At 63.8% G+C, this 22,215-nt stretch carries 22 protein-coding genes; 1 reads left to right on the top strand and 21 read right to left on the bottom strand.

The features are described 5' to 3' along the window. Window positions 1-5 precede the first annotated feature (5 nt). The 15 genes from E1742_RS17495 to E1742_RS17425 form a co-directional block, all read right to left on the bottom strand. Complete coding sequence (locus E1742_RS17495) at window positions 6-266, bottom strand: PAAR domain-containing protein (RefSeq protein WP_134386250.1); 261 nt, start codon at window positions 264-266, stop codon at window positions 6-8. A 38-nt stretch (window positions 267-304) separates the two neighbouring features. Further along, the gene (locus E1742_RS17490) at window positions 305-1,258 is read right to left on the bottom strand and encodes a DUF6708 domain-containing protein (RefSeq protein WP_134386249.1); all 954 of its coding nucleotides are present in this window, start codon (window positions 1,256-1,258) and stop codon (window positions 305-307) included. A 161-nt stretch (window positions 1,259-1,419) separates the two neighbouring features. Beyond that, complete coding sequence (locus E1742_RS17485; protein WP_134386248.1) at window positions 1,420-1,737, bottom strand: hypothetical protein; 318 nt, start codon at window positions 1,735-1,737, stop codon at window positions 1,420-1,422. Beyond that, complete coding sequence (locus E1742_RS17480) at window positions 1,734-3,935, bottom strand: T6SS effector BTH_I2691 family protein (RefSeq protein WP_134386247.1); 2,202 nt, start codon at window positions 3,933-3,935, stop codon at window positions 1,734-1,736. Before E1742_RS17480 ends, E1742_RS17485 begins: the two co-directional genes overlap by 4 nt. After that, window positions 3,928-4,812, bottom strand: a complete 885-nt coding sequence (locus E1742_RS17475; RefSeq protein ID WP_134386246.1) for a DUF4123 domain-containing protein — start codon at window positions 4,810-4,812, stop codon at window positions 3,928-3,930. Before E1742_RS17475 ends, E1742_RS17480 begins: the two co-directional genes overlap by 8 nt. Next, complete coding sequence (locus E1742_RS17470; protein ID WP_134386245.1) at window positions 4,802-7,429, bottom strand: type VI secretion system Vgr family protein; 2,628 nt, start codon at window positions 7,427-7,429, stop codon at window positions 4,802-4,804. Before E1742_RS17470 ends, E1742_RS17475 begins: the two co-directional genes overlap by 11 nt. A gap of 9 nt (window positions 7,430-7,438) precedes the next feature. Beyond that, window positions 7,439-9,229 (bottom strand): type VI secretion system baseplate subunit TssF, encoded by a 1,791-nt coding sequence (gene tssF / locus E1742_RS17465; RefSeq protein WP_134386244.1) that lies wholly within the window; start codon window positions 9,227-9,229, stop codon window positions 7,439-7,441. A gap of 77 nt (window positions 9,230-9,306) precedes the next feature. Further along, a complete protein-coding gene (locus tag E1742_RS17460) occupies window positions 9,307-10,572 on the bottom strand; it encodes an NAD(P)/FAD-dependent oxidoreductase (RefSeq protein WP_134386243.1) in 1,266 nt (421 codons plus the stop codon). Continuing rightward, window positions 10,569-10,880 carry a c-type cytochrome gene (locus E1742_RS17455; protein ID WP_229466058.1) on the bottom strand — a complete coding sequence of 104 codons (312 nt, stop codon included), beginning with the start codon at window positions 10,878-10,880 and terminating at the stop codon, window positions 10,569-10,571. Before E1742_RS17455 ends, E1742_RS17460 begins: the two co-directional genes overlap by 4 nt. Before the next feature lie 11 nt (window positions 10,881-10,891). Then, the gene (gene soxA / locus E1742_RS17450; protein WP_229466056.1) at window positions 10,892-11,650 is read right to left on the bottom strand and encodes a sulfur oxidation c-type cytochrome SoxA; all 759 of its coding nucleotides are present in this window, start codon (window positions 11,648-11,650) and stop codon (window positions 10,892-10,894) included. After that, the gene (gene soxZ / locus E1742_RS17445) at window positions 11,647-11,970 is read right to left on the bottom strand and encodes a thiosulfate oxidation carrier complex protein SoxZ (protein ID WP_134386241.1); all 324 of its coding nucleotides are present in this window, start codon (window positions 11,968-11,970) and stop codon (window positions 11,647-11,649) included. The genes soxA and soxZ overlap by 4 nt, the downstream gene beginning before the upstream one ends. Next, window positions 11,970-12,422 (bottom strand): SoxY-related AACIE arm protein, encoded by a 453-nt coding sequence (locus E1742_RS17440; protein ID WP_134386240.1) that lies wholly within the window; start codon window positions 12,420-12,422, stop codon window positions 11,970-11,972. The genes soxZ and E1742_RS17440 overlap by 1 nt, the downstream gene beginning before the upstream one ends. Next, entirely contained in the window at window positions 12,419-12,925 is a 507-nt protein-coding gene (gene soxX / locus E1742_RS17435; RefSeq protein WP_134386239.1) for a sulfur oxidation c-type cytochrome SoxX, read from the bottom strand. Before soxX ends, E1742_RS17440 begins: the two co-directional genes overlap by 4 nt. A gap of 7 nt (window positions 12,926-12,932) precedes the next feature. Next, window positions 12,933-15,095 carry a xanthine dehydrogenase family protein molybdopterin-binding subunit gene (locus E1742_RS17430; RefSeq protein ID WP_134386238.1) on the bottom strand — a complete coding sequence of 721 codons (2,163 nt, stop codon included), beginning with the start codon at window positions 15,093-15,095 and terminating at the stop codon, window positions 12,933-12,935. Next, a complete protein-coding gene (locus tag E1742_RS17425) occupies window positions 15,092-15,595 on the bottom strand; it encodes a (2Fe-2S)-binding protein (protein WP_134386237.1) in 504 nt (167 codons plus the stop codon). The genes E1742_RS17430 and E1742_RS17425 overlap by 4 nt, the downstream gene beginning before the upstream one ends. Window positions 15,596-15,766: 171 nt before the next feature. Here E1742_RS17425 and E1742_RS17420 point away from each other — a divergent pair, with 171 nt between their 5' ends. Beyond that, window positions 15,767-16,378, top strand: coding sequence for an OmpW/AlkL family protein (locus tag E1742_RS17420; RefSeq protein WP_134386236.1), 612 nt, complete (start codon window positions 15,767-15,769; stop codon window positions 16,376-16,378). Window positions 16,379-16,463: 85 nt separating this feature from the next. Here E1742_RS17420 and E1742_RS17415 read toward each other — a convergent pair whose 3' ends face one another. The 6 genes from E1742_RS17415 to E1742_RS17390 all read right to left on the bottom strand — a co-directional run bounded on the left by E1742_RS17415 (window position 16,464) and on the right by E1742_RS17390 (window position 22,215). Further along, window positions 16,464-16,949 carry a DUF2244 domain-containing protein gene (locus E1742_RS17415; protein WP_166793514.1) on the bottom strand — a complete coding sequence of 162 codons (486 nt, stop codon included), beginning with the start codon at window positions 16,947-16,949 and terminating at the stop codon, window positions 16,464-16,466. 352 nt (window positions 16,950-17,301) lie between these two features. Next, complete coding sequence (locus E1742_RS17410) at window positions 17,302-17,556, bottom strand: hypothetical protein (protein ID WP_134386234.1); 255 nt, start codon at window positions 17,554-17,556, stop codon at window positions 17,302-17,304. A 16-nt stretch (window positions 17,557-17,572) separates the two neighbouring features. Beyond that, complete coding sequence (locus E1742_RS17405) at window positions 17,573-19,591, bottom strand: S8 family peptidase (RefSeq protein WP_134386233.1); 2,019 nt, start codon at window positions 19,589-19,591, stop codon at window positions 17,573-17,575. Then, window positions 19,591-20,748: a hybrid sensor histidine kinase/response regulator gene (locus E1742_RS17400; protein ID WP_134386232.1), complete on the bottom strand. Its 1,158-nt coding sequence runs from the start codon at window positions 20,746-20,748 to the stop codon at window positions 19,591-19,593. The genes E1742_RS17405 and E1742_RS17400 overlap by 1 nt, the downstream gene beginning before the upstream one ends. Before the next feature lie 31 nt (window positions 20,749-20,779). Beyond that, a complete protein-coding gene (locus E1742_RS17395) occupies window positions 20,780-21,385 on the bottom strand; it encodes a chemotaxis protein CheB (RefSeq protein ID WP_134386231.1) in 606 nt (201 codons plus the stop codon). Further along, complete coding sequence (locus tag E1742_RS17390) at window positions 21,385-22,215, bottom strand: CheR family methyltransferase (protein WP_134386230.1); 831 nt, start codon at window positions 22,213-22,215, stop codon at window positions 21,385-21,387. Before E1742_RS17390 ends, E1742_RS17395 begins: the two co-directional genes overlap by 1 nt.

The raw sequence follows: 22,215 nt of genomic DNA, 5'->3' as shown, positions 1-22,215 counted from the left end.
AGCGGCTATTGAATCGATGACAGCAGTTTCGCACCGCATACCGCCTTATCGCCATCGTATGCAACGAGCTTGCCATCGTGCGTGCGGTCGCCCTTCTTTGGCTGAATCGGAAACGTACCTTTGCACTTCGGGCACACCACCTTGTCGCCCTGAAGCACCACCGCCTTGTTTAACACCTTGAAGTCTGAACAAGCGGAGATGACTTTACCACCATGGCTGGTTTTATCGCCGAGGCGAACGACGCCCCTGCCTTTGCTGTCTTTCATATGGTCTCCTGTCAGATCCATAGCTCATCCATATCAAATCACACTCGACATGCACGCTGCGCCGGAACAGGAACGACCGGCTTAACAACGTCTTCCGCCCAACGCAGGGCGTTCGCCCTGCAATTCGTGTCACCTGCCCACCCTTCCGTTGGACGCCTCAGATCGGTCGGATAACGTCCAGCAACTTTCGACATCGTGGTCGCATGCCACCCAACGGGCGTGTCACCTCTCGGCTCATCGAACGGATCGTCCGGATCGACTTCACACCGGCGGGCTATCTCGTCGGGCCAGACTGGCTCGCGGCTCGTCCATAAAGCCAGAATGCGAGGAATCGCCAGCAATATGAACATGGGCAGGAACGCGATCCGGAAGCCCGGGCTTGCGTTGAAGTCCGTCGCGTAGACGCAATACAGGAAAGACTCGTGCGGAGTCTCGTTCGTGGGCAAAAACAGAACGGGTTTAGGCACTGCGGCTGGGCCTTGATTCATATAGCAGCACCAGTAATTCCACTGCGCCAGAAGTTCGCCCAGGCCTTCAATACCGTCCCAGTCACGCCCGATCGTAAAGGCGCCGGTGACGATGCCATCGTTGTCAGTTCGGTAGCACCGGATGGTGTAGTGATCAATCGGGACATCAACCTCCCGATGGACACAAAAAATCGATGACGAGTCCCAATGGCATGTTTCGACAGGCTTCAGCTTTCCTCGCACCCAGAGACGACATGGACGGCGACAGAGCGCATAGACTTTCTGGTCGGCGTAGCTGAAGCGGACTGGAAATCGGCTATAGGAAAAAAACTCGCCACGGCCAAATCGGATGCCAAGATATAAGAAAACCAAGGAGCTCACTGCAGGTACTGCCATGGCCGAGATAGCCCCTACGCTGAAACCACGAGGAACGCTTACAAACACCATAGCCACAGCTGTGACAGCGAACATTATCGTGAACGTCAATGCGAGGAGCACACCCATGCCGAAAAGGTGCCTGTTCATGTTTGGCTGATCGCTCACTTCCATGAACGTAGAATTTATTCGGAAGGTCGTTGCGCTGTCCTTGCACTCAGGCCCAACCTTACCGAGCAATGGCAAACGATGAGCGAGATCCCAAGCTGGAATTGGCTGACCGATCTTTGCGTGATATATTCTATCATCCATCAAAATGCTCCCACTATGGAATTGTACGCCTGAAGTTCTTCGTCCACCGACGCATAGATTTTCGATTGACTAATTGAAGCCGAAAAAAAGCACCGCTCCATCCACTTCTTTAGCGGAGGTTTCTTTAATATGCCTATTATTATTCCCAGCACGATAGCCGCAACAAACAAGTGCCAGAAGATGACGGCTGACATCCAGAATCCTGCCAGCGAAAGCGACCCACCCAGCAAAGCGCTGACGCCATATAGACCGGCCAACAAAAAGTCTTCCTCTGAAAAGGCGCTGCATCCATTTACCACATCAATAGAGGCATTCAAAATCCCCCAATAGCCCCAAGGGCCTTCCCTGAGGTAACGATTTTACCCACGTTAGATGTCTTAATAACGGTCCAATGCTCATAAATAAATGTCGACAGCGGATGTTGCGGAGCTTTATCCAAGCACGTCCCGACCGCCTCAACCGTGGCGCCGACAAAGCTAATCGCTGCAGATGCTACTTTAGCTGCATCCTTGCCTCGATCGAATGAATCCCCTTTCCCGAAGTCCCTGCCGTAGAGCCCAAGATTGGCAAGCTGTATTACTACTGCCACCGATCCGACATTAAAGTCGCTAGAGCTCAGCCATTTCTTTAATGTTTCATATCCCATAATGCGTACAGACCTGACCGAGGATGTAGTAACGTTTTTATCTTTCGTAATCTGCTCAATATCCAACTGGTACCTGCAGACCGTCGGATCAGCTTCGTACTCCAAGCGTACAGTTTTTGCCACTGTACGAGAAGCTGAATTAATATGTACAAAGGGTTTGTCGAACACCACACCGTTGGCTTTCGCCACTGCGATAATTTCCTTGGAAAGATTGTCGAGCGACCTGTTGTAGGGGGTAATCGTGGCTCTTCCCAGTATGGACAAACTAGCGATCGTGATGCCACGCATCGCGGGAGTTGACTTCTTTGTCAACACATCGCATAAAATATTAGTAGTCGCCCACACCAAGCGGTCAACCAGCCGGATTTCTTCGCCTTTCTTAAGTTTTTTTAACGCCCCTTTATAGATGCTCTGCAGATACTTTATTTTTACGTCGGTGAACATCAGTTGTGGGCCAGCTGCATCGAGAATTTCAGTGTAATTGAAGAGCAGCGCCCTTACGTATAGATTGCGAGTATCAGTTGCATCCGTCTTATCAAGCCAAGCCCTTAACACACTTTCGCACGCGACGGTAGCTACACCTTTTCCAATACACTGGGCTAAGGATTCGCGATAAGCAAAACCGCTTCTGATATCGCTCGAATCATGCACACCGTCCATCCAATCGGCCAACTGTACACTGGTAAGCCATCCGCTATGTGCTTGAGCCAGCATGAGACCTCGTGCCTCAAAATTCTTTACCGCTCTCTGCAAGTCTTGTGGATGTTGCTTTATTCTTGTCTCGTCAAGAATATTTTCGCCGCTGACATTCGTGCTGAAGTCCCGCCATGCACGATCTTCGGCAGCTCGCAACCGTCCAGCCTGCGCTTCTCCATACTTTCTCTTATCCTGGTCTCGCCTGGCTTCGTACTTCCTCTGCCCACCGGCTTTAATGATTTCCCATAGCTTTGCTGCCGCTTCGCCTTCCGATATATCACCGCGCGTCTCGGCCGTTTTATCGATTTCCTCCAGAATCCGCGCATCAGCACGCGCCTCCGCACGGACGCTATGCTCGATGGCGCCGATCAAGTCCAGGCACATCTGTGCGCGATATGCGACTTCATCGAACCCAGAGTGGCGTGTCGGACACGTCAGCTCGCTGAGGTCATTGGTGATACCGACAGGGTCGTTTACCGCGACCACGAAGCCACCCTGCGGACGCAATTTCCTCATATTGCTTGAGATACGCGCGCCCCAGTTACGTAGGCTTAACTCGCGTTTCACATCTGAGTTGCTGTATGCGAAGGCCTTCGCCATATCGCTCAACCTTGTGGAAAAGTGCGGAATCTTCCCGATAGCGCTGTCAAATTCCGCGGTGTGAGCAGTGCCACCACTCATCATTGCGTCGACGTCGATGCATCGCATGTGTTTTCGCCGCCAAGCATTGTCTTTGAGTTTCGCGATGAGATTTGGTGTCCATGCGGTATTGGACCACCCTATCCACACGTTACCGATGAGCTCGCATTCAAACGGCTCAACGTCGATGCAATGGGAGAGCGAAATATCCACAGGATCGAGGCAGCGTTCAGGTAGATATCCAGCGTCGAAGTTGGGTGGGTACTCGACGGGGAAATTCCAGAGCCCCCCCTTTGGCAGGACGATATAGCCCTTCAGGCGCTTTCGCTTTTCTTCGTAGGTGTACAAATAGCCGGTCCGAAGAGACCGCAATGTGTAGCGAGCGCCGCCTATCTGCACAGGTGCGTCAACAATTTTGAAATCCCCCGAAAGTTCCGGCACAGCAGCGGCTCCGTTGGGGCAGGCCACTGCATAGCGGACGGGATAAAGCGGTATGCCCTTACGCCCACAATAGCTACAGTTCGCCCTAGTCATGTTGTACCCTTCCCGTTCTATACCGCTCTAGATGGCGGAAATCCTGGTCACTCAGGCAGGCAAGAAGATCCTGCCAGCTCACTTGCTTAGTACGCATGAGCTGCCATGTACCTGCTAAATTGATATGGTCGCGGAAAGCCTTACCGTATTTGCTCGACAGATAGGCGAATTCGCAGCGCTGGCTAACGTCGTTCAGGTTCCAGTAGGTAAAAGCTTCGCTGAAATGGCGTATGGACGCGCCTATACCCTCTACATTTGATTCAACCGGGATTGGCTCTACGTCATCCAGACGCATGTGCAGTTGATTAATCTGCGCGCTCCATTGCAATACGTCCCACTGGTCTGCGCTCGGCCACCCGATCTCGACATCATTTAGAGTCTCCGTGGGACACATGCATGTCGGGAGCTGCCACCACCGCCGTCGCCAAGGAAAGGCCCAGGTTTCAATCGGCCCAAGAATGGCGCGCCTTTGTTCTTCGCCGAAGATGAAAGCCATCAGCGCAAATACACGTGGGTCGTAGTAGCGCCAGAAGACCCGATCTCCGAGCGGGCCGCGGCCAATCAGGAACTTTGCAATGCTGCTGCTGAGCATTTCGACAGATGCCTGAGTTTTCAGCCAAGCACAAACGACTGTTGGACAGTGCGGCTCGGTCGCGGAGCCGAGCAATTCAGTAACTATCTCCCTACCTTCAGCTCCTATGGCGTCCAAGCACAATAATCTGGGCGCCAAGACTGTGTCGTTTGCAAAGGCGACCGGCGCACAGGAAGTCAATTGCGGCAACCGCTCCAGCTGATTACTCTGTAGATTTGCAGCTTCAATTAACAGATAACCTTCCGTGAGGAATCCGTCGGTATGGTTGAAGGGCTCAAGTGCCATGTTTTCCTCTCTTCAGCGGAACGACCGCGGCTCCGGATTCCGCCGCGCCCTTGGCCTGCAATTCACAAGCATCCGCGCCAGGGAAAGTGGCCTTTTTTGCCTGCCCCTTCATCGTCTGATGATCCGCCGCGTGCATCTCGCTCTTACCGCTCGTGTAGCCTTTGATACCGTCGGCACTCAGCACCAGTTCGCTGCCCCCACCATTGATCCGCACGCCCTGCTTGGCCTTGATATTGATCCAGTCCGTGGTGCTAATAATGTCGAGAACCTTGCGTGCGAGGAGCTCCAGGGCATCGTTCTGGGCTTGCACCTGGACTTTGCCGCCAGCGGCAGTTACTTTGACGCCGCCCTGGTTGGTAAAGACGCTCACGCCTTTCGCGGCCCGTACCGCGGTGCTGCCGGCTGCGGACAGTCGCATCTGTTCACTACTGACCAGATCGATGTCGGTAGCGGCGCCCAGTGCCAGCGCCTGCCCACTGGTGGCGACAATGCCGTCGGGTCCACTCAACGCGACCATCCGGCTGCCGGCCTCGTCCAGTTGCTTGAGTCCTTCTACTAGCGCCTTGAGCTCGCCACCCATCGGTTCGTCTTGCGCGTACCGTTCAGCCAATTTAGCCAGCTGACCTGACAGCTTTTCGATTCCTGCTGCCAGCCGACTTAGCTCGGCGCGCTCTAGTTGTTTGCCTTCGGGCCCACCATTGATTTCCGCAGTGAGCAGAAGCCCTGCTTCGCCGCGCACAGCGACTTTCTGATCGCTCCTTAATTCTGCCCCCTGCCCCCGCACCTCCGCATACCCTGCCTTTCGAGGCTGCGTAAGAAACCCGAGATTGAGCTGCGACTCACCATGGTCGCTGGCCAGCTGCGCGCTGATCTGCCCATTCGTGTCGTCGAAGCGCAGCTGGTTGCCGCGGCCGCCCTGCTTGACCTCTTTGGTGCGGATGCCGGAGAGGTGGCGGTTGCCCGGCAGGCCGCCGGCCGTGCTCAAGGCGGGCGGTTGGCCCTTCTGGTTGTACAGCTGGCCGACGATGACGGGTTTGTCCGGGTCGCCGCCCAGGAAAGCCAGCAGCACTTCCGAGCCGACGCGCGGCAGGCTCACCGTGCCGCATTGCTTGCCGCTGTGCGGCCCTTCGCCGGCCCAGTTGGTGGCGACGCGCACCCAGGCCGAATCGCGGTCGGTGCCGGAGGCGCCGTTCCTGCCGTCGCTGTGGGCGTGATCCGCTTCACGCGTGCCGGGGATGCGGATGCGTACGCGGTACAGTTCATCGCAATGCACCTCCTCGTTTTCCGGTCCCACCACCATCGCGGTCTGCATGTGCACGCGCGGCAGGTCGGTGCGGGCGTCGAAGGCCGGCACGATGTCGATGCCCTTGCGGATGGCTGTAAAGCGGATGCGCGAGCGTTGGCCGCTGTCGGTCAGGTCGTCCATGTCGGCGCTATGCCAGCGGCTGCGCCGGAACAGTTTTTCGACCCGGTTGGCCAGCTCCTTCGGCAGGTTGTTCTGCGCGGCGACGTGAAGTTCCGTGATGACGAACTCTCGTTCCTCGCGCGGATGCCGGTCGATTTCGGGATGGCCCGTCAGCTTGAACGATTCGCCGGCGCGGAAATCGCGCACGCTGCCTTCGCCCTGGAAGCACTTGGTTTCAAGGTCGTGCCGTTTCATCGCCAGCGTGCCCAGTGCGATCAGGTCATCGTGGTTGTCGCCCGCGTGCGGCATCAGGACCTGGTAGTCGTTCAGGGCGACGCCGATATCGCCCAAGGCGTTGCACTGCGTGACCCGGCTCTCGATGTTCATGCTCATCAGGAACGGACCGTACGGGTCCTTGTAGTTCCAGCTGTGGCGACTGACGCTGCCCACCTGCAGCATGCGCACGGCGTTCCAGGAGGTGATGGTGTCACGCTCCTCCGTGGCCGCGTCGCGGTGATAGCGCACCATGTCCGCCGCGTTGGGCAGCACGCTTTCGAAGTGGTCCCACAGCACGAGACGGTGTGCCAGGTAGTTCTTGGTGTCGTCCGGGCCGAAGTGCCAGCAGATGCCGCGGCGCTTGAGCAGGCGGCGGATGAAGGCGGCGTCCGATTCGTTGTACTGCATCGTGAATTCGCGCGCCGGATATTTTGCCGGTTTCATCAGCCAGTCGATCTCGAGGCGGAACTGCGTCGCCAGCACGGGGCTGGTCTGCTGCCACTCCTGCACCAGGATCTGGACGATTTCAATCTCGTTCTTGTTCCGAAAGACGCGCGTGTTGACGCGCTTGTCCATCACGGCCAGCGCATCGCGGATGACGATCTGGTAGCTCGCCAGCCCGCCATCGCTATCGCCGCTCGCCACTTCCGTGATGATGCCGGTAACGGTGCGCAGCTTGCCCGTGTCGGTGACGAAGTCGATGGCGGCGGGCAGCGCGATGAATTCCTTCAGCGGCAGACAGGCGTTCAGCGCCACGCACAGCACGCGATATTCGAAACCGCCGCAGATCGATTCGCTGCCCTGCACGCGCTGCGGCAGCAGCACGTCTTCCATGAACATGTTGGGGTGATCGACGCGCAGGCGCACCGGCCGGTTGTCCGTCAGCAGGTCGCGGTGGTCGACGAGCAGGTTGATGAAGGTATCGTGAAGGTTCATTGCAGTTCCTCAGATCGGCAGTACGGTGCCGGCGCGCGGTGCGCAACGCAGCCGCTCCTGGCCGGTCGCGGCGGACAGGACGACCAGCCGCGTAAAGCTGGTGCTGTGGACGTAGTAGGCAAAGAAACGGTCCAGCACCTGCGCGAAGGCGTGGATGCTGCGTTCGCCGAAGGCTTCTTCGTCCAGGGTGACGTGAATTTCGATGCCGTGCAGGTAGGACGCGCCGCGGGCAAACGGCAGCCACGCCGCCGTCGCGTGGTGGGACAGGCCGACGATGCCGGCCAGCTGGCGCCTGGCGATGGCACTGTTCGGCGGTGCGTGCAACCGCAGCGTGGCCAGCAGCTCTGGCAGACCTTCGTTCGTCAGCGCGTGGTAATTGGGCGACAAGGCCGCGATGACCTTCCAGTGTGCGCCGCGCTGGCTCGCCGCACGGCCCGGTGGCGTCGGCTGGCGCAGCATGCGGATCGGCCAGCCGCCGGCCACGTGCTCGCAGGTGAGATCGCCGTCCGTGGCGCCGTACCGGATCGATGCGGGCACGCTGCCGTTCGTGCACGTCAGCCGCACATGCGCAAACCCTTCCTCGATCTCGAGCGGCGTCTGGTCGGCGTCGACAAAGAACAGCGTCCGCTCCGTGCCCAGGATCGTCTCGACACTGCGCGCCAGCCAGTATTGCTGGCCTTGCGTGTGCCGCAGGCTGTGAAACGGCGCAAGATCCACGCTGGCACTGCGCCCGTTGTGGCGATACTGCAGGCTGACCGCATCGATACTGTAGATGTCCCGGCCATCGCCGTCCGCCGCCAGCGGGCACCCGCGCTGCGGTGCGGCCACCCGGATCGGCGCCGGCGCATCGTCGAACAGATTGACGATCGGCGTGCAGCCAAGGCGCAGATGCGCGGCACTCAGTGCGCGCAGCAGGCGCGGCACCGCCGTGTCTCGCAGGTCGGGCAGCACGAGGTGCAGCACGACTTGGCGACAGCCGGGCGGGCTGCCCTTCAACAGGGCCCCGATGTCGATATCGAAGAAGTCGAACTTTTCGGGAAACGCAAAGTATTCCGTCAACAGCCGCAGGCCCGACGTCGATTCGCTGTCCGTCGCCAGCAGCGCTTCATCGTCGTCATACCCCACCGCGCGGCAGGGCAGCGCGGACAGCATGCGCCACTGCCTGCCTGCTTCGACGCAGGCACAGAGCGTGCGGGTAAAGATCGCGTCCAGCAGGGCTGCGCGCAATGGACCGTCGCCGTCGACATACACGCGCAGCGACGAGATGCCGGTGTCCTGCAGCGCGCCATTTGTGCCACTGGCGGCGATGACGATGCGCAGCTCGCAGGCGGCCTGCAAAGGCACGCCCAGCGCCGCCGGCACGTCGATGCCGGGCACGAAGCACGCCTCAGCGATTGCGATCGGTGCGATCGCCACGGCGTACGTGGTGCGGAAGCGACACTCGGGCGCGGCCAGCGCCTTGACTGCCGTCCCGCGCGGCACAACTGCCGCCGTCGCGGTCTCGCGCGCGCCGAAGTCCACCTGCGCCACGCTGCACGAGGGCAGCGGGCGGCCATAATGCGATTCCAGCATCTCCAGCAGCGCGCTGGTGAAGCGCACATGCCCGTCGTCGAGCTGCTGGGCCACGCGCGCATTGAGCAGCGCGGCCGACTGCAGCAGGCGCTCCACCTGCGGGTCGCCGCTCTCGCCGCCGGACAGCAGCAGTTCGGCCGCGATGTCGGGAAACTGCCGCCCGAACTGCTGGGTGGCGCGGCGCAGGATGCCCAGCTCCTGCTCGTAATAGGGAAGAAAGTCGTCCATTGTCCCGCATCGCAAAGATTTACGAGAAGCAATGGTTACACAGGCATGGGCGCCTGCGTTTGCGTTAGCACAAGCGCTTACGCCAGCGTATCGGCCCAGATATTGGCTGCCCAGCTGAACGCATGGCTGCCTTCCAGCGGGCTTTCCTTCGCGGACAGCCCGCCCGATCCCGGCACCACCAGCAGCGTCTTCTTCGCCGCATCGTAGGCGTGCACGGAGGCGACGTGAATGACGTCCACGTCGGAGACGAAGCTGTAGCAGGTGTTGGTCAGCATCGGCGCCGGGTACGGCGCGCGGCCGCTCAGCAAATCCACCACGGCGGCCGCGCAAACTTTACCGTGCTGGTTCGCCATGTGCGCGGACTTGGGCATCAGCGGCGCGGTCTGGATGGCGTCGCCGATGACGTGGATGCCGGGCGCCTGGGTCGATTCAAACGTGAGGAAATCGACCTCGCACCAGCGCCCGTTCGCGTTGGCCAGACCGGCCTGCGATGCGATGGCGCCGGCGCGGTGGGGCGGGACGACGTTCAGCACGTCGGCGCGTACGGCTTCGCCCAGCTCGGAGATGGCCGTCTTCGTGCCGGCATCGACATCGACCGTTTTAAAACCCGGCCGATACTCGATGATGCCGGCATAGTGCTCCTTCCAGATGCGCCTGAACAGCGGGCCCTTGGACACGACATCGTCGTTCGCGTCCAGCAGCAGTACCTTGGAGCGGGGCTTATGGCGGCTGAAGTAGAACGCAACCTGGCAGGCACGCTCGTAAGGTCCGGGCGGACAGCGGTATGGCGCCAGCGGCACCGACAGCGCATAGACACCGCCATCGGGCATCGCTTCAAGCTGCGCGCGCAACGCCACCGTCTGCGGACCGGCCTTCCACGCGTGCAGCACGCCATCGTACGCGCCCGATACCGCCATGCCCGGCAGTGCATCCGGCAGGAACTCGATGCCGGGAGAGACGATCAGCCGGTCGTATCGGAGCTGCGTACCGCCCGACAGCAGCACGGTGCGTTTTCCAGCATCGATGGCGCGCGCGCTGTCGCGCAGCACGCGCAAGCCGTGGCGGGTTGTCAGCCGGTCGTAGCTCACCGTCAGGTCGTCGATGCGGCGCGAGCCGCCCAGTACGAGGTTCGACAGCGGGCACGAGACGAAGGCGGGATTGGGTTCGACCAGCGTGACGTCGATCTCACCGGCGCTCCACAGCCGTACATATTTCGCCGCAGTGGCGCCGCCGTATCCGCCGCCGATCACGACGACATGCGGCTTCGCTTTCGGCGCAACCGCGGCGCAGCCGGCCAGCAGGGCCGCCGCGCCGCCCGCGTGGAGAAAAGTGCGGCGCTTCATTTGCGCTTCTCCCCCGGCTGCGCCGCGAACCACGCGGCGATCTGCGCCAGCTGCTCATCCGTGTAACCCCTGGCCAGCTGCGTCATGATCGTGGCGGGACGCGTGCCCGCCCTGAACGCGCGCAGGCTTGCCAGCAGCGCTTGCTGCGACTGTCCCGTCAGCGGCGGCAGCGCATTGCCATCGACAGGGGCGACGCCGTGGCACGCCGTACAGGTCGCCGCAAGGCGTGCGCCGCTGCCCACGGGTTCGGCCGCGACGGCGTGCAGGCTGGCGAGCGCCAGGACAGGAACAAGAACACCAGATCGCATCGCTGCTCCTTTCATGGTCGAACGCCGGGCGACTCCAGCGGCATACCCCGCGCGCGCAGCGCCAGCCATGCCTCCAGGTCGACGAGGTCTTGCGCCCCGAGCGGCGGCACCTCGGCACGCACGCCGGTCATGCAGTTGCGCAGCCGCCGCTGCAGGCTGCCCATGCCCTGCCATTCCAGGCGATAGATCGGGTAGGCGTTGGCATGCCCCTGCGGGATGGTGGCACCGGCCAGCTTGCGGCCCGGGTTGTCGTCGTGGCACTGCGCGCACGACAGGTTCAGCTGGCCGATGCGCTGGAAGTACAGCGCCCTGCCCCGCTCCGCCGCCGCGCGCGTTGCCGCATCCGCCGGCGGCGTCACCGGCATGCCGCGCGACTGCAACGCCACATAGGCTTCCAGACTCAGCAGCGGCTCCGATTCGGCCCTGAAGGGCTCCGCGTGCTGCCGGCCGGTCCGGCACAGGTTGATGCGTTCGCCCAGCGTGACCGCCTTGCCGCTGCCGCCGTCGAAGGCCGGGTACCGCGTGGCGACGCCGCGCATGCCGCGTGCGGCGTCGCCGTGGCAGGCAGCGCAGCTCTTGTTCGCCTTGCCCGCGCTGGCGTTCCACAAGCTCTCGCCGCCGGCTACCCACAGCATCGCCGGGTTCTGCGTGTCGTCGCGCTGCATGGCGCGGGTCGATTCGCCCATGAATTCGGCGCCGGACTTGCGGGTGTCCTGTGCACTCGTTGCCGCCGCCACCGAAACAGCAAGCAATGCGCACCAGCGCTTCACGGCGTCACCGTCAGCGTCATGCGCTCCGTCTGCGCGAACCCCCGATCGCCGCGCCAGGTGAACTCCAGCGTGCCGCTGACGGTGGCGCGCGTGAAAAACGCAAGATACGGATTGGCCGAGATGGCCGGGTGCAGTTCGGCGGCGAATACCGGCTCGCCGCCATACGTGCAGGTGAACGTGCGGATGACGTCCTGCGGTACCGTCCTGCCATCCGCGCCGGCCCGGTAGCCGGATTCCATCGGGTGCGCGATCAGCGCGCGGATCTCGACGATGTCGCCGGCCTTCGCCGTCGCGGGCATATGGATCAGTGCACGTGCCATCACGGCGCCTCCCCTTCGATGCAGGCGGCAAGGGTGACGATAACGTCCACCGTCTGCTGCCAGCAGCTGCCATCGCTCAGCTTTGCCACGGCCGTCAGCTTCTGCGACGTGGCCAGGCGGATGCGCGTCGACACCTGGGCGCGGCCCGCACGCGGGCCCAGGGTGCAGCGGATCACGTCCACTTCCGGATTCTTCTCGTTGAAGATGGCGATGTCCGTCACATGATCCTGCGCTGTCATCGGGCTGTCCACCCTGATCGTGACCGGCACGGCGTTGCCGTTGTCGATCAGCTGGGCGATTTCGAACGCGACGCGGCCCGTCTTCGCCGGCGTATTGCCGGTGTAGGCGGCGATGGCCTGCGCCAGCCGTTCCGGCGTTGCGGCGGCCGGGCGCACCAGCGCCAGCAGCGTGCCTGCGGCGATCAGCTGGCGGCGGTGGCGATTGGGATTCATGGCGTGCGCAGGGTTTGCAGATACGCTACCACGTCTTCGATCTGCTGGGCGGACAGGATCGGCTTGCCCTGCTGCGCCGGCGCGACCCGCGACAGGCCGGTAACGCGGTGGTACGCCGGCATGATCGTGCCGGGGTTGATGACGGAGGAATCGGCAATGCGCAGGCGCAGTTGGGGGACCGTCCAGCGCGATCCCGCACCCGCCAGGTTGGGGGCCAGATTGCCCTGGAACGGTTCCTCGGGGATCGGGGCCGTGTGGCACAGCAGGCACAGGCCCAGTTGGCGGTTGGCGACGATGGCGCGGCCGCGGGCCGGATTGCCCTTTGCTGCGCCTGGGAGGGGATTCGGCAGGCTGTCGGTCGCCGCTTGCGCTGCCGGGTGGGCGATGGCACACGCCAGCAACACCGGGGACAGACCCCTTGCCAGCGCTTGCGGCGAGCGTCGGCCAAGGAGGTTGAAGAGGGCAGTCCCCTCGGTCAGCCGCCCGGTCAGCCATCCCCTCATTCCCGCCTCATGCCTTTTTCAGACTGTGGTTCTTCAGCGGCAGGTCGCGTATGCGCTTGCCCGTTGCGGCGAAGATCGCGTTCAGCACGGCCGGAGCGGCCACGGCGATCGTCGGCTCGCCCACGCCGCCCCAGAAGCCGCCGGACGGCATGAGGATCGACTCGACCGCCGGCATGTCGTCCAGCTTCATGACCTGGTAGGTGTCGAAGTTCGACTGTTCCATCTGGCCGTCTTTCAACGTGCAGGCGCCGTACAGCGCGGCGGACAGGCCGTACACGAACGAGCCCTCGATCTGCGCCTCGACCTGCTGCGGATTGACGACGTGGCCCGGATCGGTGGCCGCGACGATGCGGTGGATCTTCAGCTTGCCGTCCTTGTTGACGGACACCTCGGCGCAGGCGGCGACGTAGCTGCCAAAGCCCATCGTCTGCGCCAGGCCGCGGTAGACGCCCTTCTTCGGCGGCTTGCCCCAGCCGACTTTCGCGGCGACGGCGTTCAGCACCGCCAGGTGCTTCGGACTGTCCTTCATCAGCTTGCGGCGCAGTGCCAGCGGGTCCTGGCGCGTGGCATGCGCGATCTCGTCAAGGAAGCACTCGACATAGATCGCATTCTGGTTCAGGTTCACGCCGCGCCAGAATCCGGGCGGCACGGGCGGGTTGCGCATCGCGTGATCGATCAAGAGGTTCGGCACCGTGTAGCCGAACGACGCTTCCGGCCCTGGCGCGTTCAATCCCTGGAACACGGCCGGGTCCTTGCCGTCCTTGACGTTCGCCGGCAGCACGGCGGCGAGGATCGACTGGCCGGAGATGCGCATGTGCAGTGCCGTCAGGTTGCCCTCCTTGTCCAGCCCCGCCGTCAGCTTGCACTGCGTGACAGGGTGATAGCGGCCGTGCAGCATGTCCTCTTCGCGGGTCCAGATTAGTTTCACCGGGGTGCCCGGCATCTCTTTCGCGATCAGTACCGCCTGGCGCACCCAGTCGTGCACGGCGCCGCGCCGGCCAAAGCCGCCGCCCAGGTGCAGTTTATACACGTCGCACTGCATCTGCGGCAGCCCGGCCGCTTCGGATGCCGCGGCCAGCGCCGCCTCGCCGTTCTGCGTGGGCGTCCAGACTTCGCAGCGCTGCGGCGTCCACTTCGCCGTCGCGTTCATCGTTTCCATCGTCGCGTGGTTCTGGTACGGGTACGAGTACACCGCTTCCAGCTTGCGCGCGGCGCCGGCGAGCGCCGCCTTGGCGTCGCCATTGGCGTTGCCCGCCACCGCGTCGGGAGCGTCCAGGCCTGCCTTCAATGTCGCTGCGATATCGGCGCTGGACAGGCCCGCGTTCGGTCCCTTGTCCCATTCGATCGGCAGCGCATCGAGCGCGGTCTTGGCCCGCCACCACGTATCGGCAACGACTGCCACTGCCGAATCGCCCACCTGCAGCACTTTCTTCACGCCGGGACGGCTCCTGATGGCGTCCGCATCGAAGCTCTTGACCTTGCCGCCGAAGACGGGGCAATCGCGGATCGCGGCATTGAGCATGCCGGGCAAGGCCAGGTCCATGCCGTAAATCTGCTTGCCCGTGGTTTTCTCCACGGTGTCCAGCCGCGCCAGGCGCCTGCCGGCGATCTTCCAGTCCTTCGGGTCTTTCAGTACCACGTCCTGCGGCGGCGCCAGCTTGCCTGCCGCGGCAGCGACGCTGCCGTAGGTTAGAGAGCGGCCCGTCGGCACGTGCGTGATCACACTGCCGGCGGCCCGGCACTCGGTGACCGGCACGTTCCACTGGGCCGCCGCGGCCTGCACCAGCATCATGCGTGCCGCCGCGCCGCCCTTGCGCACGTAATCATGCGATTCGCGTACGCCGCGGCTGCCGCCGGTCGAGAAGCTGCCCCAGACGCGCTTGCGCGCCAGGTTCGTGCCCGGTGTCGGATATTCCGTCGTGACCTTGTTCCAGTCCGCGTCCAGTTCTTCGGCCACCAGCTGGGCGAGACCTGTCAGCGTGCCCTGCCCCATCTCGGAGCGGGCGATGCGGATGACGATGGTGTCGTCCGGCCGCACGACCACCCAGGCGTTCACTTCGGGCGCGACCGCGTCCTGCGCCGCCGCCTCGAGCGGGATGTGGAAAGCGACCACCAGGCCGGCGGCATGGCCCAGGAAGCGCCGGCGCGAGGGCGAGAGGACGGCGTTCATGCCTTGCTCCCGGCGGCGCGCGGCTCGATGGCGAGACCGGCCGTTTTCGGATCGCCGCCCCGCGCGACGACGTGGATCGCCTTGCGCACGCGGTTGTACGTTCCGCAGCGGCAGATGTTCGTCATCGCCATGTCGATATCGGCATCCGTCGGCTTCGGTTTTTCTTTTAGCAGGGCGGTGGCCGCCATGATCATGCCGGACTGGCAAAAGCCGCACTGCGGCACGTCGAGCGCGGCCCAGGCCTTCTGCACGGGGTGCGAACCGTCCGGCGACAGCCCTTCGATCGTGACGATCTTCTGCGCCGCCGTCACCGTGGAGACAGGCCGCACGCAGCTGCGCGTGGCCTCGCCGTCGATGTGCACCGTGCAGGCACCGCATTGCGCGATGCCGCAGCCGTATTTGGTGCCCGTCAGGCCCAGTTGTTCGCGCAGCACCCACAACAGCGGCGTGTCCTCCTCTGCCTCGAATTCGCGTACCTGACCGTTCACGTTGAGCTTCATGCCTGCCTCCTCAGGGGGTGGGTGGGATGGTGCTGCCGCAGCAGCCAATATTACGCCGTTTTGCTTGCCGTGTATTCGTTCGGGCAATTTTGATCTGAGTCAAAGTTTTTGCTGCGGTGCGTCACTAAACTTCTCGCCAGCAACAAACTACATCCAACAAGAGGAAGCGAAATGAAAACAGCCATCCTGGCAGTTCTGGCCGCAGCGATCTCCCTGTCATCCGTGGCAGCCTCGGCGCAAACGACCCCGTGGCAGGTGCGCGCCCGCGCGGTGCATATCGATCCGGCCGATAAATCCGAGCCGTTGGCCGGCGTCGGCACCTCGGACCGCATCGGCGTATCCGACAAGACCATTCCCGAGATCGATATCTCGTATTTCTTCACCCCGAATATCGCCGCCGAGCTGGTGCTGACGTACCCGCAGAAACATGACGTTTATCTGGACGGCAAGACCATCGGCACCTTCAAGCACCTGCCGCCGTCGCTGCTGGCGCAATACCACTTCATGCCGAACGCCACGGTGAGCCCGTACATCGGTGCCGGCGTCAACTGGACAACGTTCTCCAGCAACCACATCCTGGATGGGCAGGGCAGCCTGGAGCACGACAGCTGGGGCCTCGCGTTGCAGGCCGGCGTCAACTACAAGCTGAGCCAGAACTGGTCGCTGAACATCGACGTCAAGAAGCTGCAGCTGCGCAGCGACGTGCTGATCGGCGGCGTCAAGGCCGGCAAGGTCAAGGTCGACCCGGTGCTGTTCGGCGTCGGCGTCGGCTACCGCTTCTGATCTCAAGACAACAGACAGTCCGCTTTACCCAAGCCTTTGCCTGCCCCTGGCCTTGCCGGTGGCAGGTTTTTTTTTTTAGCGCAGCTCATCCTGAACCTCGAGCGGCCAGCGCTTCGCGCAGCTCGCGCGCCAGCAGCCGCCGCTGCGGCTCGAGCAAATAACTTCCCACTTCAACGGTGACGTCACGGGCGGCCAGCCGTACCGGGTCGCGCCGCCGCGCGGGCGGCGTTACCCGCAGCCAAAGCGCTTCCAGTTGGTATTGCTGTGCTGTTCCGCCACGCATCTTGTCGACGGTCAGGCGGCCCTCGTCCAGCACGATGCGGTCGAAGTCGGTGGCGTGGCGGCTGTAGAAGACGAACGCGGCCGTGACCACCGTGATTTCCAGCGCGGTAAACAGCAGCACCAGCGGTGCGCCATGCCACGTGCAGAACAGGCCGGTGCCCAGCGACATCGCCACCAGCACCGCCCAGCACGTAATGGTCTGGCGCGGCGTCAGCGAGCAATTGCGCTTCAGCAGCCATTCGCGCCGCCCCACGTCCTTTGCCGATCCTGTGTGCCAATCGCGTTTCACAGCGCGCCTCCCGGGTTCGCTCCATTGTACGGCGGGAAGGGGCGCCACGATGCAAGCATGGCCAGATGGGCAGTCATTCCCGGCGGACAACACTCCGTTGTTCCCGTGAGACAACATCCAATCAATACGCCGGGATGCCGGCCGGTGCCGGTTCCTTTTGATTAACAATGGACGCCACGGGCCGCCACCAAGAGCACCTGCCCCACGTCGGGCACCCGCCGCCAAACATTCATACGTGGGGAAGACATGTCACTCGCCAATCTCAAGATCGGATGAATTGATCGCCTACAAGGAGCAGGCGGCGCAAGTGGTGGCGTTCTTCCGTACCGCCTGAGGCGGCGCCTGTTGCCGCTTATGTCTTGATGCGCAGGCAGTGATCCGGCACCGGCACGGGCGGTCCCTGTTCGGACACCAGCCACCCGGGCAGCCGTTCGCGTAGCTGGTCGATCTCGCAGGGATCGAAATCGATCAGCAGCGTCTTGCCGTCGCGGTTGACGATGCGGGCCTGGTCGAAGGCGCGCACGACGCCTTCCGCCTGGTCGGCGGACAGTGTGGCGTTTCGCGTTTGACGGATGACGAGGCGGCGCATCGTTCCAGTGTAGTTCATCGCCCGCCTCCTGTCCTCAAGGCTGTTGCAGCAACCCCAATCCTTCAAAGCTGCGCTCGAACCCCACCGTGCCGGCGGCAGCGTTCACGATGCGCAGCATGGCGATCGAACGCTCGCGGTCGCGCGGCATTGCCAGCACGTCCGGATGACGCGCCAGCAGCGCGGCAGCCGTCCCCGTGACGGCCGGACAGGCCATCGACGTGCCGCTCATGACGCCGTAGCCGCCGCCGGGCACCGTCGAGACGATGCCCACGCCCGGCCCGGTCAGGTCCACTTCCTCTCCCACGTTGGAAAAGCCGGCCACGAACACGGTATCGTCCTGCGCCGAAAACGGTGCCGCCACGTCCAGCGTCTCCGACGACTCGGCCGGGAACGTGCCCGTGCAGCCCAGTGCCGACACGGCCACCGCTTCCGGCCAGCGTGCCGGATAACTGACCGGCCCGCGGCCGTCGTTGCCGGTGGCGACGAAGCACAGGGTGCCGTTGTCGAACGCGTCCTTGATCGCTTCGCGCACGGCTTCGTCGCGCGTGCTGCCGCCCAGGCTCAGGTTGAGCAGGTCGCAGCCATCGGCGACGCCGCGGTCGATGGCGCGAATGATGTCGTAGTTGGTGGCGCCCGTGCCCGCATTGGGGAAGACGCGATAGCTCATCAGCCTCACGCCGGGCGCCACGCCGCGCCGGCCCGACGGCGCGCGGCCGCGGCTGCCGATGATGCCGGCGACGTGGCTGCCATGGTCGCCATCGACGGCGGCCGGTCCCGCGCCGCCGGCGTCGTTCTCGGCCACGACAAACGCCGCGCCGCCCGCCAGTTCGAGGTCCGGATGCGTATCGTCCACGCCCGTGTCGATGACGCCCACCGTGACGCCCCTGCCGGCATCGTCCGTGCCGCCGCCGTACAGCTGCGCGAGGTAGTCGGGCGCGGCCATGTCGATCGGCTGCAGCGCCAGCGTGGCCCCCTTGTTCAGCGTGACGTCACGGCGGTACAGTCCCCAGTACCCGGGTGGTCCATACACGAGCAGCGCCTGCAGCGGCACGCCCGGCTCCAGGTCGAGCTTTGCCATGCCGCTCGCGTCGCTCAGCGCCTCCGCACCCGCGCGCGCGGCCAGATCGGTGAAGCCGACCACCCGCGCGCCCGCCACGGGGACGTTTTTCGCGCCGGCGCGCACCACCTGGACGGTCAGCGCCAGCGCCGTGCTGGCCGCCGCCGCCGGTGCCGGACCTTTCGCCACGGTCAGCATCGGCCGGCGCGTCAGTTCGTAGATCACCAGCGGCAGCACGCGCACGCCGGGCGCGTGGGTTTTCAGTTGCAGTACTTCCTCGCTCGTCAGGGCGGCCAGCTTGGGGCCGTCCGCGCGGGTCGAGTGCAGGATCTGCGGTGTGGCCACGTCAGCGGACTGCAACGGCGGCATTGCCGCAACCCGGGCCGCAACGCGCGCGGACACCTGCGCGGAGGCCGGTGACGTCACGGGTCTTTCCGGTTGCACAGCCTCGCCTATCGCCGCCATGTCGGGCGAACGCAGGCCGTTCAGCGGCAGCAGCACGTACTGCGCCGCCTCCCATTCGCGGGCACGGAAATCGGCCAGGCGGTACCGGCTTGCGGCGTTGGTGACCACGGCCGGCTCGCCCGCGTCGCACACCTTGCGCAGCTGCACGGCCGACGCGACGATTTCGCTGCCTTCGCCCTTCAGCACATCCTGGAAGAAATCCAGCAGCGCATCGATCAGGGCGAGGCGCGCCGTCAACGTCGTCAGCGCGCGGCTGGCGCCGATGCAGTAATCGATGGCGTCGTTGACCTGCGCCGCCGTCACGCGTGGCTGGCCCGGCGCCAGCGGGATGTTGGCGCCGCCATCGAGCCATGCCGACAGGTTCAGCAGGCTGCGGGTGCGGCGCAGGATCTGGCGCTGCTCCGGGAAGTTCGTGCTCTCGCCGACCGTGTCGCAGAAATCGCCGGCCATTTCGACCAGCCGGTCCACTGCGTACTGCAGCTCGCGCGCGTCGATCACGTCGCCGGCGCGCGCAGGTTCCATCGCCGTCATTACGCCCCCGTCGTACGCGGCAGCGCCAGCGTGAAGACGGAGCCTTGGCCCGGCGTGCTGCGTACCGTCAGCGTGCCCTGATGGGCCTCGGCCAGCTGGCGCGAGATGTACAGGCCCAGGCCCAGGCCGGACGGCACGCCGTTGCCGTGCCCGCGCTCGTACGGCAGGAAGATCCGTGCCAGCATGGGCTCCGGAATGCCGTCGCCCTGGTCGATGACGTCGATGCGCGCTTCCTTCTCATCGGCCGACAGGCGCACCCGCACCGGCTTGCCGCCGCCGTAGCGAAGGCCGTTGGTCAACAGGTTGATGATCACCTGCTCGATGCGGAACTCGTCCCAGCATCCCTGCACCGGCGCGGGCGCTTCCAGTTCGAAGTGGGTGCCGGCATCCGCCGCCTGGCGGGCCAGGTCGCTCGTCAGCCGCTGCAGGATGTCGCGCAGCTCGGTGTCGCACGGCCGGATCGACAGCACGCCGCTGCGAATGCGCGAGACATCGAGCATGTCGTCGATCAGGCGGATCATCGACTGGATCTGGCGGCCGTCGCGCGCCACCATGCCGGCCAGCTGCTCCGGCCCGAACGCCTCCAGGTTGCCGCGGTCCAGCTGCATCTTGCGCATCTGCGTTTCCAGGTACAGCGTGTTCAGTGGGGTGCGCAGCTCGTGCGCCACCATCGACATGAACTCGTCGCGCATGCGCAGCGCGTAGCGCATCTCTTCCTGCGCCGCGCGCAGTTCGTTCATCGTGGCCTGCTGTTCCTCGACCCGGCGGCGGATCTCCATGCGCTGGCAATGCAGGTCGACAAATACGTTGACCTTGCTGCGCACCGCGTCCGGGTCCAGTGGCTTGTAGAGGAAATCGACGGCACCCGTCTCGTAGCCCTTGAAGGCGTAATTGAGCTCCTTGCCGGCTGCGCTGACGAAGACGATCGGGATGTGGCGCGTCTTGTCCGTGCCGCGCATCAGTTCGGCCAGTTCGAAGCCATCCATGCCCGGCATCTGCACGTCCAGGATCGCCAGCGCGAAGTCGTGTTCCAGCAGCAGCGCCAGCGCTTCCTCGCCGGAGGAAGCCTGGTACACCACGCGGTCGTCGGCGCGGATGACGGCGTTCAGCGCGCGCAGGTTTTCCGCCAGGTCGTCCACGATCAGGAGCTTCGTCACGTCGCGCGTGGCACCTTGGGGGCCATAGTATTCATTGCTTCTTCTCCAACTTCAACAGCAGGCTGCGAATCTCCTGCAGGTTCAGCACCAGGTCCGGCTGGCGCAACCTGATCGCTTCGTTCGGCATCACGGCAACTTGCGCCTCGACCGGATCCTGCACCACCGTCAGGCCGCCCGCCGCGCCGATGGCAGCCAGGCCGGCGGCTCCATCCTGGTTCGCGCCCGTCAGCAGGATGCCGACCAGGGACGGGCCGTATACGTCGGCCGCCGACGCCATCGTGATGTCGATCGCGGGCCGGGCGAAATGCACCGGCTCCTCCTGGCTCAGCGAGAGCACCCCGCCATCCTCCACCGACAGATGGTAGCCAGCCGGTGCGAAGTACAGGGTGCCTGGCCGCAGTTCGTCCTTGTCCGCAGCTTCCAGCACGCGCATGGCAAGGCGCTGCTGGAACACCTCGGCCAGCTGGTTCTGCCGCCCCTTCATCACGTGCAGTACCGTCACGATCGGGTAAGGATAAGCCTTCGGCAGCGCCGGCAGTATCTCGAGCAGCGCGTTGACCCCGCCTGCGGACGCGCCGATCACCACCGCCGCGAATTCGCGGCCTTGCAGCGGAGACGGCAGCTGCGGCGTTTCCATCACAACTTCCTGAACACGCGTTCGCGCTTGACGATCGGCTCGAAGCGCGGGCCGTACGCGGAGAAGTCGATGCTCTCCTTGCTGCCCAGGCCCAGGAAGCCGCGGTGGCACAGCGACTCGTGGAACAGGCCCAGCGCGCGCTCCTGCAGCTTCTTCTTGAAATAGATCATCACGTTGCGGCAACTGATGAACTGCGTCTCCGCGAACACGGTGTCGGTCGCCAGGCTGTGGTCGGCGAACGTGACGTTCTCCGCCAGCGAGCGGTCGAACAGCGCGGCGTTGTAGGCGGCCGTGTAGTAGTCCGAAAACGCGCGCTTGCCGCCCGATGCCTGGTAATTTTCCGTGTACGCGCGCATGCTGTCGAGCGGGAAGACGCCCTTCTTGGCTTTTTCGAGCGACTGCGGATTGATGTCGGTCGCGTAGATGATGCTGCGTTCGAGCAGGCCTTCCTCCTTCAGCAGGATCGCCAGCGAATACACTTCCTCGCCCGTGCTGCAGCCGGCCACCCAGATCTTCAGCGACGGGTAGGTCGACAGCACCGGCATCACGTGTTCGCGCAGCGCCGCGTAATAAGTAGGGTCGCGGAACATCTCCGTGACGGGAATGGTCAGGAACTGCAGCAGCTCGGAAAACGCGGCCGGTTCGTGCAGCACGCGCGACTGCAGCTGGGAGATGGTGTTGCACCCCATCTCGCGCATGGCGTGCAGGACGCGACGCTTCTGCGAGGCTCCCGTGTAGTCGCGGAAGTCGTAGCTGTATTTCAGATAGATCGCCTCCATCAGCATGCGCAGCTCGATGTCGGTGTCGCTGTGTTGAGGGCGATGGTGCAT

The organism is Pseudoduganella plicata (genome assembly GCF_004421005.1).
Taxonomy (GTDB): domain Bacteria; phylum Pseudomonadota; class Gammaproteobacteria; order Burkholderiales; family Burkholderiaceae_D; genus Rugamonas; species Rugamonas plicata.
The sequence above is the reverse complement of the archived record's forward strand: the minus strand, read 5'-3'. Positions and strand labels throughout refer to the sequence as shown.

Bases quoted from the DNA above. Each gene is read 5' to 3' on its own strand.
- E1742_RS17495 (WP_134386250.1), bottom strand. From the start codon at position 266: ATGAAAGACAGCAAAGGCAGGGGCGTCGTTCGCCTCGGCGATAAAACC.
- E1742_RS17490 (WP_134386249.1), bottom strand. From the start codon at position 1,258: ATGAACAGGCACCTTTTCGGCATGGGTGTGCTCCTCGCATTGACGTTC.
- E1742_RS17480 (WP_134386247.1), bottom strand. From the start codon at position 3,935: ATGACTAGGGCGAACTGTAGCTATTGTGGGCGTAAGGGCATACCGCTT.
- E1742_RS17475 (WP_134386246.1), bottom strand. From the start codon at position 4,812: ATGGCACTTGAGCCCTTCAACCATACCGACGGATTCCTCACGGAAGGT.
- E1742_RS17470 (WP_134386245.1), bottom strand. From the start codon at position 7,429: ATGAACCTTCACGATACCTTCATCAACCTGCTCGTCGACCACCGCGAC.
- tssF (WP_134386244.1), bottom strand. From the start codon at position 9,229: ATGGACGACTTTCTTCCCTATTACGAGCAGGAGCTGGGCATCCTGCGC.
- E1742_RS17460 (WP_134386243.1), bottom strand. From the start codon at position 10,572: ATGAAGCGCCGCACTTTTCTCCACGCGGGCGGCGCGGCGGCCCTGCTG.
- E1742_RS17455 (WP_229466058.1), bottom strand. From the start codon at position 10,880: ATGCGATCTGGTGTTCTTGTTCCTGTCCTGGCGCTCGCCAGCCTGCAC.
- soxZ (WP_134386241.1), bottom strand. From the start codon at position 11,970: ATGGCACGTGCACTGATCCATATGCCCGCGACGGCGAAGGCCGGCGAC.
- E1742_RS17440 (WP_134386240.1), bottom strand. From the start codon at position 12,422: ATGAATCCCAATCGCCACCGCCGCCAGCTGATCGCCGCAGGCACGCTG.
- soxX (WP_134386239.1), bottom strand. From the start codon at position 12,925: ATGAGGGGATGGCTGACCGGGCGGCTGACCGAGGGGACTGCCCTCTTC.
- E1742_RS17430 (WP_134386238.1), bottom strand. From the start codon at position 15,095: ATGAACGCCGTCCTCTCGCCCTCGCGCCGGCGCTTCCTGGGCCATGCC.
- E1742_RS17425 (WP_134386237.1), bottom strand. From the start codon at position 15,595: ATGAAGCTCAACGTGAACGGTCAGGTACGCGAATTCGAGGCAGAGGAG.
- E1742_RS17420 (WP_134386236.1), top strand. From the start codon at position 15,767: ATGAAAACAGCCATCCTGGCAGTTCTGGCCGCAGCGATCTCCCTGTCA.
- E1742_RS17410 (WP_134386234.1), bottom strand. From the start codon at position 17,556: ATGAACTACACTGGAACGATGCGCCGCCTCGTCATCCGTCAAACGCGA.
- E1742_RS17405 (WP_134386233.1), bottom strand. From the start codon at position 19,591: ATGACGGCGATGGAACCTGCGCGCGCCGGCGACGTGATCGACGCGCGC.
- E1742_RS17395 (WP_134386231.1), bottom strand. From the start codon at position 21,385: ATGGAAACGCCGCAGCTGCCGTCTCCGCTGCAAGGCCGCGAATTCGCG.
- E1742_RS17390 (WP_134386230.1), bottom strand. From the start codon at position 22,215: ATGCACCATCGCCCTCAACACAGCGACACCGACATCGAGCTGCGCATG.